Here is a 17,617-nt window from a genome sequence, read left to right as displayed (position 1 = left end):
TCGCTCATTGCTCGCCCATTCCGGTCACGCGCATGGTGATGTTGATGCGCCCGGTTGCCAGCCCGCAGCCATCAGGGGCAGTCCCTGGGTAGATGCGAGGGACACCATGGTAGGCGAAGCGTGAGGCGCCCCCGAAGACGAACAGGTCGCCGGAGGAAAGGCTGATGTCTTCGTACGGTTTGGACCTGTTGTCTGCGTTTCCAAAGCGGAACTGGCAGGTGTCCCCAATCGACAAGGAGACCACCGGGGCCTTGGAGAGTTCGTCCTTGTCCTGGTGCATTCCCATCTGGGCGGTCGCGTCGTAGTAGTTCACCAGCGCCGTGTCGGGGGTGAAGTCGTCGCCGGCATGTGGATTGCCGCTGGCCTCGACGAGGGCCTTTCTGCCCAGCCGGACCATCCAGTCGGGGAAGTCAAGAACGCGGTTGCCATTCACGTCGACGGCGTCGCGCGTGTATTGGTACGGGCGCCAGTGCCAGCCCAGACAGACAGTCTTGACGGACATTTCATGACCGCCAACTTTTGCCGAACGGATGGGCACCGGCCCGCTGGCCCATTCCTTGAATCGGGCGACCAGCCATTTCTGCTGCTCCATATTCAGCCAGTTCGGAACGTGGACTGCCCCGGGGGCCAGCTCGCGGCGGGGCCGCTCCATGAGGTCATCCCCAAACAAGTAGTTCATGGGGCCGTTCCTTCCAAAGTGAATGAGGCATCGCGGACGCGCCAGCTGTTGTAGTCTGCTCAGCTTTCCATTCCGTCGATGGGGTAGCTCGCCGGGCCATTTGGCACCATCCTAGGCATGTTCCACAACGACCCGAGGGCCGCCCATCGGAATCGCAGTCCGCTTTCCTTCGGGACATTTGCCACGGAGGAATGCTTGGCCGCACAGTCAGGGAAAGAACGTTGATGACTTGTTGCACACCCGACTAGTGGCTTCGCGCGCACGTGCCATAAGCCCCGGTTGGGAGGATGGTGTCATGCCCACGGCGGGTCCCGGTGGTGCGGAAACGGCGGGTGCAATTGCTGCGCGACCTCGAAGTTCCCCTGCTGGAGATTCCTTCCCTGCCCAACGCCAATTCTGTTGACCGGCTAGTGAAAGCAGACGAGACGGGCGTGCTGCTGTCGGCCGGGGATCAAGAACGCGCATTCGGTGCGGGGTGGGATCCGTCGTGGCAGGCAGCCGCTCGCGCGCGGCTTTGACACCGAGCAGGGGTTCGCCAATTTTTATGACGGGATTGAGCCAGGGCTGGGCCATTGGATGAGGCAGGTTATCAACGCCAATGCACTGTCCCACGGGATCGACCCGGCAACTGCCGCGTGGGGATACCCCCCTACCATCCCGGGCCGAGTGCGGCATCGTTGACAGCCTTTTCACCTTTGGTGGACAAATGGCTGCGAATCGTCGACGAACGGCGGGTCATTCCATAGACTAAGGCCAAGTGGTCATCCTGCCATGGCGCCACTTCGCGTCCAGGCAGCACTTGGTCTCGCTGTTGGCGGTTCGTTCTGCTGCGGCGGCATATGGGGAATGGGGTACTGTGGCTCGCCGGGCTAACGTTGGAGACATTGTTGCGCAATTGATGGATGCCTCGTCGCGGGGCGTCCTTGTTGTGGGACAGCACGGTGCCGGCAAGACGTGGATGCTGGGCCAGGTCGTAGCAGCCCTCGGCTCCGGCGCAACCACCATAAGGCTCTCCCCAAGCAAGGCCCTTTCGTCTGTTCCCTTTGGGGCGGTCAACGCGAGGGTTGGCATGAACCTGGCGCGCAGCACCGACTACTACGAAGTCCTCAATGGGCTGCTGGATCAAGTCCGCAGCGGATTTGAAAAGTCAGAAAACGTGTTCCTCATGGTGGACAATGGCGAATACCTGGATGAGCAAAGTGCCGCCGTCATCATGCAGGTCATCATGTCAACCGACACCAAGCTCATCGTGGTGGACCAGCCGGGAAGCCACCGCACCTACCTGCGGGAGCTGTGGCGGGACGGGTATCTGGCCCGATTTGAAATGGCGCCGCTCAAGAGCAGCGATGTCAGGCTGTTTCTTGAAGATGTTCTGGACGGCCAGGTGGCCGCGTCGGCCGCCCACTACCTCTCGAGCAGGTCCGCCGGAAATCCGCTGGTCCTGAAGGGGCTGGTGTCGGGGGCCCTGGAGGAAGGGTCCCTGCGAAAGGTCGAAGGCGTGTGGACGCTGGACCACCCCGGGGACAAGCTGGGATCCGAATCCCGGGACTACCTGCAGATGGACCTGGAGTACCTTGGACCCGAGTCGCGGCGCATCATCGAGATCCTGGCCCTGGCCGGCCCGCTGCCCCTGGACATTTTGCTGGACGTGACCGATTCCGAGTCAGTCGATGACATCCAACAGCGGGACCTGGTGGCCATAGTCCCAGGTTCCACCATGACCATGTGCCTGTCCCGGCCTGCCACGGCGGGGCCCATCCGGCGGATGATTCCCGTGGGACGCAGCCGCCGTCTCCTTGCCGAAGTGTCCGAGGTTTTCGTGCCCGACGGCGGCACCAGTTCGGACATGCTCATCAACTTCACCCGGTGGGCAGTTGACTGCGGAGCCGCGGTGAGCGATGAACAGATTTTGGCCGCGGCCACGCGGGCCAATGAAATGATGCGCCTGCCGGAAGCCCTTCAGATCAGCAGCCTCCATGTGGGGCCGGCCCACGCCGGCGCGTTGCTGGCGCAGCGCTCCATTGCCCACCTGAACCACAGCTGGGCTGCACAGGCTTGCACACTTGCCCTCAAGAGCCTGGAAATGGCAGTGACGCCCGACGACGGCGCTGCCGCCTTGCGGGCCGCCCACTTCGCGTTTCTTCCGGACCACAATTATGAGGTGCACTTCGCATCGGCTCTGCGCAGCTATGAGGACAAATTTGGCGAGGTTAGCCTGGCCAACCCGTCCACCCGTGCCGACATTGATGTTTTGACGCTCCAGGCCATGCGCGACTTGACCCTTGGCAACAGCACGGCGGCACTTGAACGGACCCTGGCGCTGCTGGACCACCCCATGACGGCCAACAGGGTGGACCAGACGCAGCTGAAGTCGCTGCTGTGCGAGGTCTACTCAACCATCGGGCGCATCGGCTCGGCAGCAGAGATGGCATTCGCGGTCATTGGGGAACTGGAAAGCCCTGAAGGCTTTCCCCGGCCAGACATCTCCATTTTGGCGTATGCCCGGAGCGTTTCAGCCTTCATCTACGACGGCGACTGGGTCACCGCGGCGAAAATGCTCGAACCGCAGATCTTTACCAACCCCGACCTGATGCTGTCCTCGGGCGGCCTGCGCGACTTGGGCGAGGCCATGATGCACTGCCGCCGCGGGCACATTGACGAGGCACTGTCCCTGCTGATCCCCGCTGTTGGAACACTGTCCGACTACGATCCCTGGCTGGTCCTCCACACCGCTCTGGGACTCATGGCCTACTGCCGGGTCATGCATGGGGATATTGAAGGGGCACAGCTGCCCCTGGACCGGCTTGATGCCCTCGATTATCGCGGCAGCAAGTTTTACGCCCTCGAAGGACTGGCCTACGCCGCCGCTGCCCGGAGCTTGGCAGGTGAGCGCGAACGCGGCGTCAAGGACCTGTACGACATCCTGCACGAGTGCCAGGAATCAGGCTATGCCGGGACGGAATTGACCGTATTGTCGCTGTTGGTCCGAGTCGGCGAGTCCGGCGTGGTCCCTCGGCTCGGTGACGTGGCGAAAAAGCTGGAATCCAAGGGCGCCCCGTTCTTCCAGAGCTGGGCCGAGGCCTTGCGCACACAGGACCCTGTCATGTTGGACAAGGCCAGTGCCATGGCCATGGAATACGGTTATGAACTCACTGCAGTGGAGCTGGCAGCCCAGGCCCAGAAGAAGTTCCATGACCGGGGCAAGGTGCACAAGAGCCGCAAGACTGCCAGCAAGCTGGTGCTGATGCGCGAGCAGATGCCAGGGCTGGCCGCCCTGGTGTTCAACAGCGTGGACCGGCCGCAAATGACCCGCCGCGAGCACGAGGTTGCCGTGCTGGTGGCGCGGGGCGAATCCAACAATGCCATCGCCGCCAGGCTGAACGTTTCGCTGCGCACCATTGAGGGCCACCTGTACCGGACCTTCATCAAGCTTGACCTTCAGTCCAGGGAACAGCTGGCTGAGCTGATGAACAATGACGCTGCCAACACTGCGGCCATTCACCTGCAGCGCTGACCTGAAACACGTAGCTGGGTCCCTGACTGAGTGGAGGGCCCGGGAAATTAGAGTGGTCGCCACTCGGGAATTGTGTCCCGGCGCTTCCTAGCCTTAGGGAACACGAAAGTGTGCACCGGAACTATTACTGGGGGTGCTTCATGAATGTTTCAATGTGGTCGCCGCGTCCGGCGTCGAGCCACTTGGGCGGCAATCCTTATTGCGGAAGCATGCCCATGACCATGGTCGGGGTTGCGATCCCCGACATGGCCATCCTCTCCAATAGCCCCGTTCGGAATGTTGTCTTTGCAGACACCTTGGAGAGGGTGACGGCCTCCTTGGACCAGCCGGTCCTTCAGCCCCAGTCCCAGTTGCATGCTCCGTGTGTTCCCTTCGCAGGGAAAGTATTCTCTAGAGCCGAATTTGCCCTAGGGAACGAGTGGCAGCATAGTCCCCCAGCTGACTGCCACTGAGTTAGGAGCAAAAGCCCTCACCCTCCCCCGGTGAGGGCTTTTGTGTTTCCATGGCGACTTGGACGGCAGGACTGCCAGGGAGGGGCTCGTCGCCCCCCCTGTCTAAAGTGTGGGCACGAGCCTAGACTGAAAGATACGCAGGGCAGGGAAGCAGCCGCTGGGGCCGCTGAAAACGAGCTGCGAAAGGCGGAGCGAACAATGGCCGAAGATCAAGCCCAGGACCGTGGAACAGACCGCGGACGGTACGTCCAGGGGGCATACGGGAAGGCCGGTACGGAACCCGGACACCACGCCACCGAATCGCAAGGCCAGTACACGGAGGGCGATTACGGCCGCGGAGGCACTGAAGGAGCAGACCCGGAGGCTGCCGAGGGCCGTTTCGTGGAGGCGGACTACGGGACGGCTGGGGATGTGCCGGGGCACGACGACAAGGACCCCAAAGGTGAGTACATCACCGGGGACTACGGGGAGGCCGGCGGGGCCGGCGACTGAATCCTAGCTGCGCCACCGGGTGGTCATCATGAACCCCGCCAGGGCAATGGCGAAGCCGATGCCGATGTTCCAGTTGTTGACCCCCGGAAGGGGGTATGCGCCGTTCGAGATGTAGTACACGATGATCCAGAACAGCCCCACCAGCATCAAGGTGACCATCAGGGGCAGGAACCAGACGGCGTTGGGCTTTTGTGCCTTGGAAGACGGCGTCTCTGACGGGCCCTTGGCGGGACGGCGACGCGGTTTTGACTCGGGCACTTGGAGCTCCTTGGCTTCTCGAACGGGGGCAGCGGCGCAGCCGGTGCAGGGCAGGCGGTCCATTACGCGCTGTCGAACGGTAAAATGTAGCTGGTACTGAACTGCCGGTATTGTTGACGTAATTCTAGCTGTAAATAGTGCACCCGCAGTCTGCACGCCCTACCCGACGCATTCAGGAGGATCCCAGCGTGGTTCGATCGCCAGGGCACGTTGATGCCCCCCTGGGCGTGGATGAACTGCTCGCTGGGAACAAGGCAGCCCGGTCCCGGCAGGCACGCAACCGCAAGCGGGCGCGGGCCGCCCGGACCAGACGAGGTTTTGTCCGGACACTCATTCAGCTCGCGGGTGAACTGCTCATCACCGCTGGCGTGGTGGTGCTGCTCTTTGTGGTGTGGGAATTGTGGTGGACCAACATAGACGCCGGCAACACGCAACAAAACGCGGTGTCGCAGTTCGCCAGGAACTTTCAGGGACCGGTGACACCAGCCGCGCCACAGCCCCCGGGGACTCCGCCCAAGAATTACGGGCCGCCAGTGGTGATGCCGGCCATCAACTCGCCGGGTGAAGTCTTTGGCGTCGCCTACATCCCCCGGTTCGGAAAGGACTACAGCCGGCCCCTGGTGGACGGCGTGGCCCGCGCACAGCTGGACACCCTGGGACTGGGCCGCTACGAGTCCTCCACGATGCCCGGTGGCATTGGGAACTTTGCCGTGGCGGGCCACCGCCAGACCCACGGCGCCGTCCTGGACGCCATTGACACGCTGGTGCCCGGCGACAAGATCTACGTGCAGACGAAGGACGGCTACTACACGTACGTTTTCCGCAATGACCAGATTGTGCTGCCGACGCAGGGCGATGTTTTGTTGCCCGTTCCCACGCAAAAGAACGCCAAGCCCACGCAGCGTTTTATGACCCTGACCAGTTGCAACCCCCGGTTTGGCACGCAGGAACGCATCATTGCCTACGCCGTCATGGAATCGTGGCAGCCCGCCAGCGCCGGCCCGCCGGCAGCCATCGCCGCCCAGGTCGCCGCCAACAAGTCGAAAGGCTAAGCCATGTACGGATGGATCTTCCGCCACCTTCCGGGCCCGCTTTGGTTCCGCATCCTCACTGCCGCACTGTTTATTGCCGCCGCCGTACTGGTGCTGATGCAGTTTGTCTTCCCCTGGTTCAGCCAGTTCAACCCCATAAATGATTCAACGATTGGTGGGAACTAAACCCCATGACCACACGCATATTGGTGATCGACAACTACGACAGCTTTGTTTACACGCTGGTTGGCTACCTGCAGCAGTTGGGTGCCGAAACAACTGTCATCAGGAACGACGACGTCACGCTGGCCGAGGCGATTGAGCTCGCGGCCGCGCGTGACGGGGTTTTGGTCTCCCCCGGCCCCGGCACGCCTGCGGAGGCCGGAGTGTGCATTGAGTTGATCAAGTGGTGCGGCGACAGCCTCAAGCCCATGCTGGGCGTGTGCCTGGGCCACCAGGCCCTTGCCGAGGCCTACGGCGGCGTGGTCACGCACGCCGAACAGCTCATGCACGGCAAGACAAGCCTGGTCCACCACCACGGCGACGGGGTGTTTGCCGGGCTGCCCAGCCCTGTCACGGCAACCCGCTACCATTCACTGGCTGCCGTGCCGGCCAGTATTCCGGAGGTCCTGGAAGTGACGGCTGAAACGGCCGACGGCGTGGTCATGGGACTGGCCCACAAGAACGCGCCCCTGTGCGGGGTGCAATTCCACCCTGAATCGGTGCTGACCGAGGGGGGCTACCAAATGGTGGGCAACTGGTTGGAATCCGTGGGCCTGAAGGGCGCTGCGGCGAAGGCTGCCACACTGAGCCCGCTCATCAATAACTAACCGTTGGGTGGTGCCGTCGGCTGGTCCGTGGCCGTGGCGGTGGCCGTGGGCTTCGGTGTGGGGGTGGGCGACGGTGTGGCCGGCGGGCTTGGCGGGGCCTTGGCCAGCGTGACAACCACCGTGGTCCGTTGCGGGACTTCGGTGCCGGCAGCCTCGGACTGACGGGTCACCATGCCGGGGGTCACGGCGGCGTTCTCGGCCTCCTCGAACCTCACCTGAAGGAACGGCGACACCTTCGCCAGCGCGGCGGTGACAACCTCCCTGACCTTGGCAGGATCCTTGGTCAGGTCAAAGAGTGACGGCATGGCAACATTGCCGCTGGAAATTTTCAGGGTGACCTCGGTCCCCACCGGCACGGTCTTGCCCGGATCAGGATCGGTTCCCACCACCAACGTGGACTGGATCTGGCCGCTGTCGACAAACTGGTTTGGCTTGAATCCCAGGCCCAGCGCCTGCAGTTCACTCCTGACCTCCGCCTCGGTCTTGCCTGCAACATCCTTGGGCATCGTGACCTCGGACGGCCCCTTCGACACCACCACGTCAACCGTGGAGTGTTCGTTGACCAGGGCATTCGCGGGAGGGTCCGTGCGGATAACCAGCTGGGCCTGGACCGTGCTGGAATATTCCTCCGCGTGGCGCGGTTCCAGGCCCAGGGCGCTGAGCTTGGCCATGGCGTCCTCCTCGCTGAAACCAGCCACCTGTGGCACGCTTACCTGGACGGGCGCAGGCGGCTTGGCGTTGAGCAGGTTCCACCCCACCAGGGCGCCCCCGGCCAGGATGATCGCCAGAAAGACAAACAAGATGGTGGTCCAGGCCCGGCGCCGGCGCTTGGTGGCACGGTCCGGACCCAGGGGTTCCTCGGGGACTCCGCCGTCGTAGGTGGTCAGCGGACCCCCGGCCAAAACCTTCGCCATGGCACGGGTGGCCGGGCCGCCGTCGTCCATTACCGGGGCCGGGTCCGGCGCCAACACGGGCTCGACGGCGGCGGGCGCGGGCACTGCCGCCACCGTGGCCAGGGGGTCGGTGTTGGCGGACGTTGCAGCGGCGGGGGCCAACAGGACTCCGGTGCGGGCGGCCCTTAGCGCACGGCGAAAGGATGCGGCATCCTGAAAGCGGTGCTGCCGGTCCTTTTGCAGGGCCCGCAGCAGCACGCTGTCCAGGGCCGGGGAAATCTCGGGATTGAAGGAACTCGGCGCCGGAGGCACCTCGCGGACGTGCTGGTACGCCACGGAAACGGGCGAATCGCCGGTGAACGGCGGCCGGCCAGCCAGCATTTCGTAGAACAGGCAGGCGGCTGAATAGAGGTCGCTGCGGGCATCCACCGTTTCCCCGCGCGCCTGCTCCGGGGAAAGGTACTGTGCCGTGCCCATGACAGTTTGTGTCTGGGTCATGGTTGCGGCCGAATCGGAAATGGTGCGGGCAATGCCAAAGTCCATGACCTTGACGTCGTGCAGTGTGCCCTGCTCATCCGCCGTGACCATCACGTTGGCCGGCTTGATGTCCCTGTGGACTATGCCGGCGCGGTGGCTGTACTCGAGGGCGGCCAGCACCCCCTGGGTGAAATCAATGGCCTGGTTGATGCTGATGGCGTCCTCGCGGACCAACTCACGCAGCGTCTTGCCGTCCACGAATTCCATGACGATGTAGGGAAGCGTGGCGCCGTCGCGAAGGGGGTCGTCGCTGACATGCTCGCCGGTGTCATACACGGCAACGATTGACGGGTGGTTCAGCCCCGCCACCGCCTGGGCTTCCCTGCGGAACCGGGCCTGGAGCTGGGCGTCCCGGGCCACGTCGCCACGGAGCAGCTTGATGGCCACGGTCCGGCCCAGCAGGGTGTCCTTGGCCATGTAGACGTCCGCCATGCCGCCGCGGCCCAGCAGCACGCCCATTTCGTACCGTCCATTCAGGACGCGGGGAACACTCATGGTGCCTTGGTCCTTTCTGTTCGGTGGATGGTGGGTGATGCTGCGGGGTGCGGGCGGAAGGTTTACGGGGTGGGCGTTGCGGTGGCGGACGGGGCGGGTCCGGTGGATACGTAGTAGGTCACGATCGAGCCCCTGGCCACTTGGGTGCCCGCCACCGGGTTCGTCCGGATCACGTCGCCCGGGGTGACCGAGCTGGAGGCCTCGTCAACCCGCGCGGGCTGGAGTCCGGCGTCGGTCAGGGCCTTGTCATAGGCATTGGCGCTGACGCCTGCAGAGGACGGCACCGTGATCAGGTCCTGGCCCTTCGAGACGGTCACCGTCACCACGCTGCCGGGTGCCAGCGGACCAGTGGGGGTCAGGTCGGTGACGTCCCCGGCGGCAACCTTCTGGCTGAACGCGTCCGGGGCCCGGGTCACTTTCAAGCCCATTTTTTCCAGGGCGCTGCGCACCGCGTCGTATGGCTGTCCAAGGTACTGGTCCGCGAACACCGTCACCGCCGTGGGTGTGGCTGACGGGGTCTCGCTGGGCGTGGCGGATTCGCTCGGCGTTGCCGACGGGGTGGTTTCCGTGGCAGTGGCCGATGTCGGCGCCGACGTGGTTGCCGTGGGCCCGGGGGCCGGGTTGGAACCAAACACCCCCCAACTTTGCAGCAGCAGCGCAATGACGGCAAAGAGGAGAAGTGCAATCAAGGCGACGGCGGGCCAGGTCCACGGGCTGCGGCCGCGCTTGGCCGGCTCCGGCGGAGCTTCCTCCGAGTCAAAGCCCGCCAGTAAGGGGTCCTGCTCGTCCCAGGGGCGTTCGGCACCGAGCATCTCGGCCCGGGTAGGCTGTGCCGCGGCAGGGGCGACGTCGGCAACCACGGTGGGCAGCGCCGTCGTGCTTGGCTCGGCAACATTCGCAACGACAGTGGTCGCCGCTGTGCCATCGATGTCCACTGGGGCCGTGATGGGCCCGGTGGTGGACTCGAAGAGCAGCATGCCGGGGACCGCGGCGTGGGCCGCCTTGATGTCCCCGGTGCGGATGGCCTCCGCAGCTTCGGCCAGCTTCAAGGCATTCGCGGGGCGGTTGCCCGGGTCCTTGGCCAGCATGGACATCAGCAGGGCGCGCACCGGGGTGGGAAGCGTGTCCGGCAGTGGCGGCGGGGCGTCATTGACCTGGGCCAGGGCAATGGCAATCTGGGATTCGCCCGAGAAGGGGCGGTGGCCGGTGATGCACTCATAACCTATAACGCCCAGGGAATATATGTCGCTGGACCCCGTAGCCACCTGCCCGGTGGCCTGTTCCGGCGCCAGGTACTGGGCGGTGCCCATGACCTGGCCCGTCTGCGTCAGCGGCACCTGGTCGGCAAGGCGCGCAATGCCGAAGTCCGTGATCTTTACGCGGTTTTCCGGGGTGATGAGCAGGTTGCCTGGCTTCACGTCACGGTGCACCAGGCCCTGGGCGTGAGCCACGGCCAGGGCCCGGGCTGTTTGGGCGATCATTGACAGTGTCCAGTCGGCGGAGAGCACATGTTCGCGTTCGATCAGCGCGGACAGGGGCTCGCCGGGAACAAGTTCCATGACGAGGTAGGCGGAACCGTCCTCTTCGCCGTAGTCAAAGACGTTGGCGATGCCCACGTGGTTTAGCAGTGCCGTGTGCTTGGCCTCCGCACGGAAGCGGGCCCGGAAACCCGGGTCCCCAGTGTATTCGTCTTTGAGGATCTTAATGGCCACTATTCGGCCCAGGACCAGGTCCTGGGCCTTCCAGACTTCTCCCATGCCGCCGATGGCAATGCGTGAGGTGAGTTGGAATCTGCCGCCTAAGGTGATTCCTGATGTAGGCCTCACTTTTTCAACACCGCCTTGAAGAGTTTGCTTGCGTTTGGACTTGTTAATTGTGCTCCGGTGACGACGTCCACATTGGGCATCACTATGGTGACCACCACCTGCGGATCGTCGGCCGGTGCGAAACCGGTGAACCATGCGTTGTTCAAATTGTTGGCAACCTCCGCGGTTCCCGTCTTCCCCGCCACCTTCACACCCGGCACGGCAGCCCCGGAAGCGATGCCGTTGTCCACCACACTGACCATCCAGTCGGTGATTTGCTTGGCAACTTCGGGGGTGGTGGACTGGCGCAGGACCTGGGGAGTCAAGCTCTGCACCGTCTGCAGGTCGGGGGTGCGGACAGTCTGGACAAGGTTGGGCTGCATCTGCTTGCCGCCGTTGGCAATGGCCGCCGTCATCATGGCAATTTCAAGTGGGGTCGCCTGTACGTCACGCTGGCCGATGGCACTTTGGGCCAGGCCGGGTTGGTCCAGCGTCCCGCTGCTGCCCGGGAAGCGGCTGGTCTCCACCCCGATGGGGATCTTCACCGAGGAGTCATTGAAGCCGAACTTCTCCGCCTCCTTGGTGATGGCGTCCTGGCCCAGGTTGAGGGCAATGCTGGCAAACGGGGTGTTGCACGAATTTTCCAGCGCAAAGGTGAACGTCGCCTTGCTTTGTGAGTCGCATTGGCCGTACCGGTAGTTCGGCAGCGTGTAGTTGATGCCCGGGAACGCCAGTTCCGCCGGGTTGGGCAGCACGCTGTCCTTGTTGTACTTGCCGGACTCCAGGGCGGCCGCCGTGTCAATCAGCTTGAACACGGAGCCGGGTGCGTACAGCTGCTTGAAGGCAGGGGAACCAAACAAGTTGGTGTTGGGCTGGCCGACCAGGTTGTCGTAGGCCTTCGCCACGGTTTCCTTGTCATGGCTGGCCATGAGGTTGGTGTCGTATGACGGCTTGGAGACCATGGCCAGGATCGCCCCGGTCTTGGGATTCATGACCACAATCGATCCGGGGACGCCGTCCGGGATCATGCTGTACGCCAGCTTTTGGAGGTTCGCGTCGATGGTCAGTTCCACGGAACGGCCTTGCGGCGTGGCGCCCGTAAACGCCTGGGAGATCCGTTCAAACAATGCGTCGGTGCTGGTGCCGGCCAACTGTTCCTTCATGGCTGCCTCTATGCCGTACTGGCCGTTGCTCAGGCTGAAGAAACCGGTGAGCCCGGCATAAAGGTAGGGGTCGTTGTATTTGCGCTGGTACTTGCAATCAGAATTCGTGGCAACGGATTCGGCAATGGGATGCCCTCCCACCAGGATGGGGCCGCGGTTGTTGCAGAAGGTCGCCAGCAATTGGCGGTTGTTGCTCGGATTGCTGTTGAGTGAATCGGCGGCAAAGAACTGGACATAGGAAATGGAGCCAAAAAGCAGCACAAACAAGGCGATGGCCACGATCCAGGAATTGCGGATTGCTTGGTTCACGGTGTTTGCACCTCCTGGTGGGGGGTCTGCGGGGAATCGGCGGAAACGTTGATGGGTCTCCGGGCGGCATCTGAAATTTTCAGGATCAGGGCCACAATGATCCAGTTTGCCAGCAGCGAGGACCCTCCCGCCGCCAGGAAGGGGGTGGTCAAACCGGTTAAGGGGATGAGCCGGGTGACCCCGCCAATGATCACGAAGCATTGCAGCGCCACGGCGAAGGCGAGGCCCACGGCAAGCAGCTTTCCGAACGCATCGCGGGTGCCCAGGGCTGCGCGGAACCCCCTGGCGACCAACAGCGCATAGAGGCAAACGACGGCGAACAACCCCACCAGGCCCAGTTCCTCGCCGATGCTGGCGATGATCATGTCGCTGTTGGCCAGCGGCACGGTCTGGGGTGAACCCTGACCAAAGCCTGTCCCAATCAGGCCACCGTTGGCCATGCCGAACAGGCCCTGGACCACCTGGTAGCTGCCGCCGGCGGCACCAATGTATTGGGGGTCGAAGGCGTGGACCCAAACGTCGATCCGCCGCGCCACATGCGGGAAGATCTGGTACGCCGCAAAGCCGCCGACGGCGATCAGCACCAGACCGATGAAGATCCAGCTGATGCGGCTGGTGGCCACATAGATCATGACCATGAACAGGCCAAAAAACAGCACCGAGGTGCCGAGGTCATGCTGGAATACCAGCACGCCCACGCTGGCAAGCCAGGCCACGATCATGGGCGCCAGGTCCTTGACACGCGGCAGTTGCAGCGGGCCGATCTTCCGCCCGGCCAGCAGGATCAGGTCTCGGTTCGAAGACAGGTACCCGGCAAAGAATATGGCAAGGGTGATCTTGGCGATTTCACCCGGTTGAAAGGTGAACGGCCCCAGTTTGATCCAGACGGTGGCACCGTTGACATCGCCGGCTGAAAGGCCCGGCACCAGGGGCATGAGCAGCAAGATGACGGAAAGGGCCAGGGAAATGTACGTGTAGCGGCGCAGGATGCGGTGGTCCTTGACCACCCAGATCACCGCCACTGCTGCCGCAACGGCCAAGCCCGTCCACAGCCATTGGCGCTGCCCGGCCGTGTCGCCGGAGGTGATGTCAAGCCGGTGGATGACTGCCAGACCTATGCCGTTCAAGGCAACCACCACCGGCAATATGACCGGATCGGCATATTTGGCCCGAAGGCGCAAGGAGATGTGCACGGCCAGGGAAAGCACCGTCAACACAACACACTGGGTGTAGAAATCGTTGTCAAACGTCTTGCCAAGGTTCAGGTTGACCAGGGCGTTGGCCGTAATGCCGACAATGAGTGCCAGGACCAAAAGCAGCAGTTCAATGTTGCGGCGCGGCTTGGGAACAGTTGCGAGCTGGCTCAATGTCCACCTCCCGGGGTGCACGTGGCTGTTGGGGTCGGTGTCGGCGATGCAGCATGTGTAGCTGCCCCGGAGGGATGGGTGGTCCCTGGCGATGCGGGTTTTGTCGACGCGGAAGGCGTTGGCTTGGCGGTTGGCTTGGCGGTCGGTGCCACAGTGGAAAACGGCGTATGCCCGCCGGATGCGGTTGGGGATGCAGTGGACGGCGCCAGGTTGCACGGCGGCGTGCTGGAACCCGTGCCCAGCTGCAGGTCACTGATGATCTGTTCGGCTGCGTCAAGCGAAGGCGCGGGCATGGTCCGGGCCACCAGCTGCTGCGAGTATTCCGGCAGCGAGGAAACTTTCACTGTGGTTTCCCGCTGGAGGTGGGAGAGGGGAATTGGTCCCAGGTTTTGGGAAACGCCCTGATATATGGCCACCTTGTCGTGGGACACCCCCACAAAATATTGGGTTTGGGTCCACGAATACGCAATCCAGCCGCCCGCAACAAGTGCTATGACAGCAAGTGAACCAACAACTGCCAGCACCAGGGAGCGGTAACGGACCCGTGGCAGGGATTCTTCATTCTCGTCCGCGGCCGTTCCCACGGTGTCCTCGGGCTTGTGGGTCAGCACGGTCGCGGCGCGCTGGGTGACGGGAATGCGCGCCAGCTTCGGGATCTTGCCGTCGGCATTGGCCGTCAGCGCTGCGCCCACCAACTCATGGGGGCGCAGCGACAAATCATGGCGGACGGCCGCCTCGCTGATGTGGACATCCAGCTCACCGCCGTGTTTGAGGGCACCGGCCCGGGCGTCGCCGTCGTCCCCTTCCGACTCCTCAGAGCCGGCGTCGCCGTCGGAATCCCCGGCTTCACCTTCGACGGCGGAGTCGTCATCCTCACCCCCGCCTACGCTGAGTGGACCTACGGGCAGTGCAGCGACTGTCTCAAGCGCCGCAGTGGTGGTGTCGTCCGGGCTGGATTCGGCAACGTCGAAGACCACCACGGTGACATTGTCCGGCGAGCCGGCAGCCAGGGTGAGGTCAATCAGGGTTTCCGCAGCGGACGCGAGGTTCTTGGTGGTGCGAATGACTTGTTCAATGACTTCGTGACGCACGAAGTTGAGCCCGTCGGAGCACAGCAGCCAGCGTTCGCCAGGCTCGGCGTCAAAGTATTTAAGGTCCAGCTCGGGGGAGGCATCCACATCGCCCAGGACGCGCATCAGCACATTCTTGTGCGGGTGGACCTCGGCCTCCGCCTCCGTCATGCGGCCCTCATCGATCATCCGCTGCACAAAGGTGTGGTCCGTGCTCATCTGCTCAAAGGCACCGTCCTTGAGCCGGTACGCACGGGAGTCGCCGATGTGCGCGTAGGCCAGGCGATCCCCCGCAAGGAGCAGGGCAGTGACGGTGGTGCCCATTCCCGCCAGCTTGGGGTTGACATGCACCAGCTCGGACAGCAGCGAATTCGCAGTCTGGATTTCATCGGCGAGGTGGGTGCCGGCGTCGTTCCCGTAGTTGCCGTGATCGAGGTGGATCAGGTCGAGCACGGTGGAGGCGCTGGCCACGTCGCCGCCGGCATGGCCGCCCATGCCATCCGCCACAACGGCCAGGTACCGTCCAACGTAGGCCGAATCGTCATTCTTGGCCCTGACCAGGCCCACATGCGACCTGGCTGCATAGCGCAGAATCAGGGGGTTTCCGGCCATGGTTACGGCCTCAATTCGATGACCGTTTTGCCGATCCGAACCGGAACCCCAAGCTCCACGGGCAGGGCGCGGGTCAATTGCGTGCCACCAAGGAATGTGCCGTTGGTTGAGCCGAGGTCTTCAATGAACCAGCGGGTCCCCTGCGGGAACAGGCGGGCATGGCGTCCGGACGCGTAGTCGTCCTCCAGGACCAGGGTGGCTTCCTGTGCGCGGCCCAAAAGGATCGGGGTGCCGGACAATTCCAGCGTGGTTCCGGCCAACGGGCCCTCGGTGACCACAAGCTCGCGGGCCTGTACCTTGGCCGGCGGGGCTTCCTCCACCAGTTCAGGGTGTTTGCGGGCCTGGCGCGCCGTGGGGGCCCCAACCTTTGCCTTGCGGCCAATCACCAGGTCTCGGCGCATGGCGGCAACCACACTGAAGACCATGACCCACATCAAGATCAGAAATCCGAAGCGCAGGATGGTGACAGTCAGGCTCAGATCGTTCATGTGTGCCCGCCATTTCGTGCCGGCAGGATGCGGAACGTGATGGTGGTGCGGCCCATGGTGATGGTGTTTCCATCGGACAGTCCGGCGCTGCCGCGTATGCGGTGGCCATTGACGTAACTGCCGTTGGTGGATCCAAGGTCGACGGCGGTGCTGACGCCCTCCCGCGTGCGAATCTCCAGATGTTTCCGAGAGACGCCTGTGTCATCGATGAGGATGTCCGCTTCGGATGAACGGCCCAGGGTGATGGAGCTGGCGTTTAGCGAATACCTTTGACCGTCAATGTCCAGCACAGGCTGGCCTGCCGGCGCCGGATTGGCGGCGGGGGCCTGGCGTTTGTACACGGGGGCGGGCGCATGGGCCGGAGCCGCCGGCGGCCTTGAGGGTGGCTGCCCGGGGAGGCCTGCCGGCGCCTGGCCGGATTCTCTCTCCGTGGCCGAGGCAATTTCGAAGTGGCCAGATCGGAGCTCAGGCTGGTGGTTAAAGGCCACGCGGACCGGTCCCTGCAGGACATAGCCCTGGCTTCTGGAGTGGTTGATGACCACGTCGCACAATTCTTCGGCGAGGGTCACGCCCCAGGCGCGCGCACGTTCAAAGTCTGAATCACCCAGCTGGATGTTGAAAACGTTGGGGGCGAGAGTACGTCCGGCGTCCAGTGTCATTGCCTTGTCATCGAGCTCACGCCGCAATGCGCTGGCCATTTCCACTGGCTGCAAGACCTTGGATCCACGGGAAAAAGCACCGCGAACTGCCTTTTCAATGCCCTTCTCAACGTTGTCAAACAATCCCATCGGTTCTCCTCTCCGTAGTCGCAGTGCCCAAGTATGGCACCGGTTCACCCTCACATGGCCTGAGGCTGTTGCTCCAGGCTCTTGAGCCACCCGTGTTCTTGCTGTGAAACAAGCACGCCACGGTGGTTGTCCGGCCTGCGGGCAACGCGCCACAGAGTCGATACTACTGGGCGTGGCTTGGAAAAACCTTATTAGTAGGCAGTTCGGCAATGCATTTCATACCGCGGCATGATCTTCGCAAACCGGGTGTCCGATAGGCGTAAACAGTGTGATTTCGCGCCGCCGACCGCCGGGGCGAGGGGTCGATTGGCGTGGTGTTTGAAGGGCAAGGCGGGTCGTTTAGACATTTTGGCAAAGTGTCCTATATGCTTGATCTCGCTGTTCCACTGAAACCCGAAAGGGAAACAGTGAACAAGTGAAAACGCGCGAGTGGCGGAACGGCAGACGCGCTGGCTTCAGGTGCCAGTGTCCGAAAGGGCGTGGGGGTTCAAATCCCCCCTCGCGCACGTTTTCAAAAATCCCCGGTGGACTTCGGTTCATCGGGGATTTTTGCGTTCCGGGGACTGTTTACCCAACCGCCCCTTGGCTTACCCAGCCGCCTGGGCCCAATCCTGACACGGGACATCGGCGAGGGCCGGTGTCAAGGTTTGCCGTTGTCCTGCTGCATCCTTAGATTTCGCCGCGGATCCTCACGACTTGCGGCCTCAGGCAGTGGCTGGAACCGGCCAAGTTGCGTGTCCGGGAAAAGGTGTGTATTGTTTTTCGAGTTGCCCCGGTTCGCGGGGAAGCGAAAAACCCCCCTCTTTGATGCCGGTTCTGCTGGTGTTTTGGCGG

Annotated in this window: 15 protein-coding genes and 1 tRNA gene; 7 read left to right on the top strand and 9 right to left on the bottom strand. The window is 63.3% G+C overall.

All coding sequences use genetic code 11. The features are described 5' to 3' along the window. Positions 1-4: 4 nt before the first annotated feature. A complete protein-coding gene (locus LPN03_RS10375) occupies positions 5-679 on the bottom strand; it encodes an alpha-ketoglutarate-dependent dioxygenase AlkB family protein (RefSeq protein WP_262454186.1) in 675 nt (224 codons plus the stop codon). A gap of 332 nt (positions 680-1,011) precedes the next feature. On the opposite strand from LPN03_RS10375, the gene LPN03_RS10370 reads away from it, so the two are divergent. The 3 genes from LPN03_RS10370 (at position 1,012) to LPN03_RS10360 (ending at position 5,137) form a co-directional block, all read left to right on the top strand. After that, positions 1,012-1,197, top strand: a complete 186-nt coding sequence (locus LPN03_RS10370) for a hypothetical protein (protein ID WP_262454185.1) — start codon at positions 1,012-1,014, stop codon at positions 1,195-1,197. Positions 1,198-1,577: 380 nt separating this feature from the next. Continuing rightward, positions 1,578-4,193 carry a response regulator transcription factor gene (locus LPN03_RS10365; protein ID WP_262454184.1) on the top strand — a complete coding sequence of 872 codons (2,616 nt, stop codon included), beginning with the start codon at positions 1,578-1,580 and terminating at the stop codon, positions 4,191-4,193. A gap of 650 nt (positions 4,194-4,843) precedes the next feature. Beyond that, positions 4,844-5,137, top strand: a complete 294-nt coding sequence (locus LPN03_RS10360; protein WP_165182757.1) for a hypothetical protein — start codon at positions 4,844-4,846, stop codon at positions 5,135-5,137. A gap of 3 nt (positions 5,138-5,140) precedes the next feature. On the opposite strand, the gene LPN03_RS10355 is transcribed toward LPN03_RS10360, so the two are convergent. Continuing rightward, positions 5,141-5,395, bottom strand: coding sequence for a cell division protein CrgA (locus tag LPN03_RS10355; protein ID WP_165182758.1), 255 nt, complete (start codon positions 5,393-5,395; stop codon positions 5,141-5,143). Between the two features lie 221 nt (positions 5,396-5,616). Between LPN03_RS10355 and LPN03_RS10350 the strand changes: the two genes are divergently transcribed. Genes LPN03_RS10350 through LPN03_RS10340 form a run of 3 tightly spaced genes read left to right on the top strand, consistent with a single transcriptional unit; the run spans position 5,617 to position 7,256 of the window. Beyond that, positions 5,617-6,447 carry a class E sortase gene (locus LPN03_RS10350; protein WP_410468581.1) on the top strand — a complete coding sequence of 277 codons (831 nt, stop codon included), beginning with the start codon at positions 5,617-5,619 and terminating at the stop codon, positions 6,445-6,447. A 3-nt stretch (positions 6,448-6,450) separates the two neighbouring features. Next, the gene (locus LPN03_RS10345) at positions 6,451-6,612 is read left to right on the top strand and encodes a hypothetical protein (protein ID WP_165182759.1); all 162 of its coding nucleotides are present in this window, start codon (positions 6,451-6,453) and stop codon (positions 6,610-6,612) included. Between the two features lie 5 nt (positions 6,613-6,617). Further along, complete coding sequence (locus LPN03_RS10340; protein WP_262454182.1) at positions 6,618-7,256, top strand: anthranilate synthase component II; 639 nt, start codon at positions 6,618-6,620, stop codon at positions 7,254-7,256. Here LPN03_RS10340 and pknB read toward each other — a convergent pair. The 7 genes from pknB to LPN03_RS10305 form a co-directional block, all read right to left on the bottom strand. Continuing rightward, the gene (gene pknB / locus LPN03_RS10335) at positions 7,253-9,181 is read right to left on the bottom strand and encodes a Stk1 family PASTA domain-containing Ser/Thr kinase (protein WP_262454181.1); all 1,929 of its coding nucleotides are present in this window, start codon (positions 9,179-9,181) and stop codon (positions 7,253-7,255) included. The genes LPN03_RS10340 and pknB overlap by 4 nt on opposite strands. Before the next feature lie 62 nt (positions 9,182-9,243). Further along, positions 9,244-11,007, bottom strand: a complete 1,764-nt coding sequence (locus LPN03_RS10330) for a protein kinase domain-containing protein (RefSeq protein ID WP_262454180.1) — start codon at positions 11,005-11,007, stop codon at positions 9,244-9,246. Further along, positions 11,004-12,458, bottom strand: a complete 1,455-nt coding sequence (locus tag LPN03_RS10325; RefSeq protein WP_165182763.1) for a peptidoglycan D,D-transpeptidase FtsI family protein — start codon at positions 12,456-12,458, stop codon at positions 11,004-11,006. Before LPN03_RS10325 ends, LPN03_RS10330 begins: the two co-directional genes overlap by 4 nt. After that, on the bottom strand, positions 12,455-13,825 hold the full coding sequence (locus LPN03_RS10320) for an FtsW/RodA/SpoVE family cell cycle protein (protein ID WP_165182764.1): 1,371 nt from the start codon (positions 13,823-13,825) through the stop codon (positions 12,455-12,457). The genes LPN03_RS10325 and LPN03_RS10320 overlap by 4 nt, the downstream gene beginning before the upstream one ends. Further along, the gene (locus tag LPN03_RS10315; protein ID WP_262454179.1) at positions 13,822-15,507 is read right to left on the bottom strand and encodes a PP2C family protein-serine/threonine phosphatase; all 1,686 of its coding nucleotides are present in this window, start codon (positions 15,505-15,507) and stop codon (positions 13,822-13,824) included. The genes LPN03_RS10320 and LPN03_RS10315 overlap by 4 nt, the downstream gene beginning before the upstream one ends. A gap of 2 nt (positions 15,508-15,509) precedes the next feature. Then, the gene (locus tag LPN03_RS10310) at positions 15,510-15,995 is read right to left on the bottom strand and encodes an FHA domain-containing protein (RefSeq protein ID WP_262454178.1); all 486 of its coding nucleotides are present in this window, start codon (positions 15,993-15,995) and stop codon (positions 15,510-15,512) included. Beyond that, on the bottom strand, positions 15,992-16,783 hold the full coding sequence (locus LPN03_RS10305) for an FhaA domain-containing protein (protein ID WP_262454177.1): 792 nt from the start codon (positions 16,781-16,783) through the stop codon (positions 15,992-15,994). The genes LPN03_RS10310 and LPN03_RS10305 overlap by 4 nt, the downstream gene beginning before the upstream one ends. 423 nt (positions 16,784-17,206) lie before the next feature. Between LPN03_RS10305 and LPN03_RS10300 the strand changes: the two genes are divergently transcribed. Beyond that, positions 17,207-17,289, top strand: a tRNA-Leu gene (locus LPN03_RS10300). Positions 17,290-17,617: the final 328 nt, after the last annotated feature.

The organism is Arthrobacter sp. A2-55 (genome assembly GCF_025548615.1).
GTDB lineage: Bacteria > Actinomycetota > Actinomycetes > Actinomycetales > Micrococcaceae > Specibacter > Specibacter silviterrae.
Note: the sequence above shows the minus strand (reverse complement) of the source record. Positions and strands in the feature narration are given on the sequence as shown.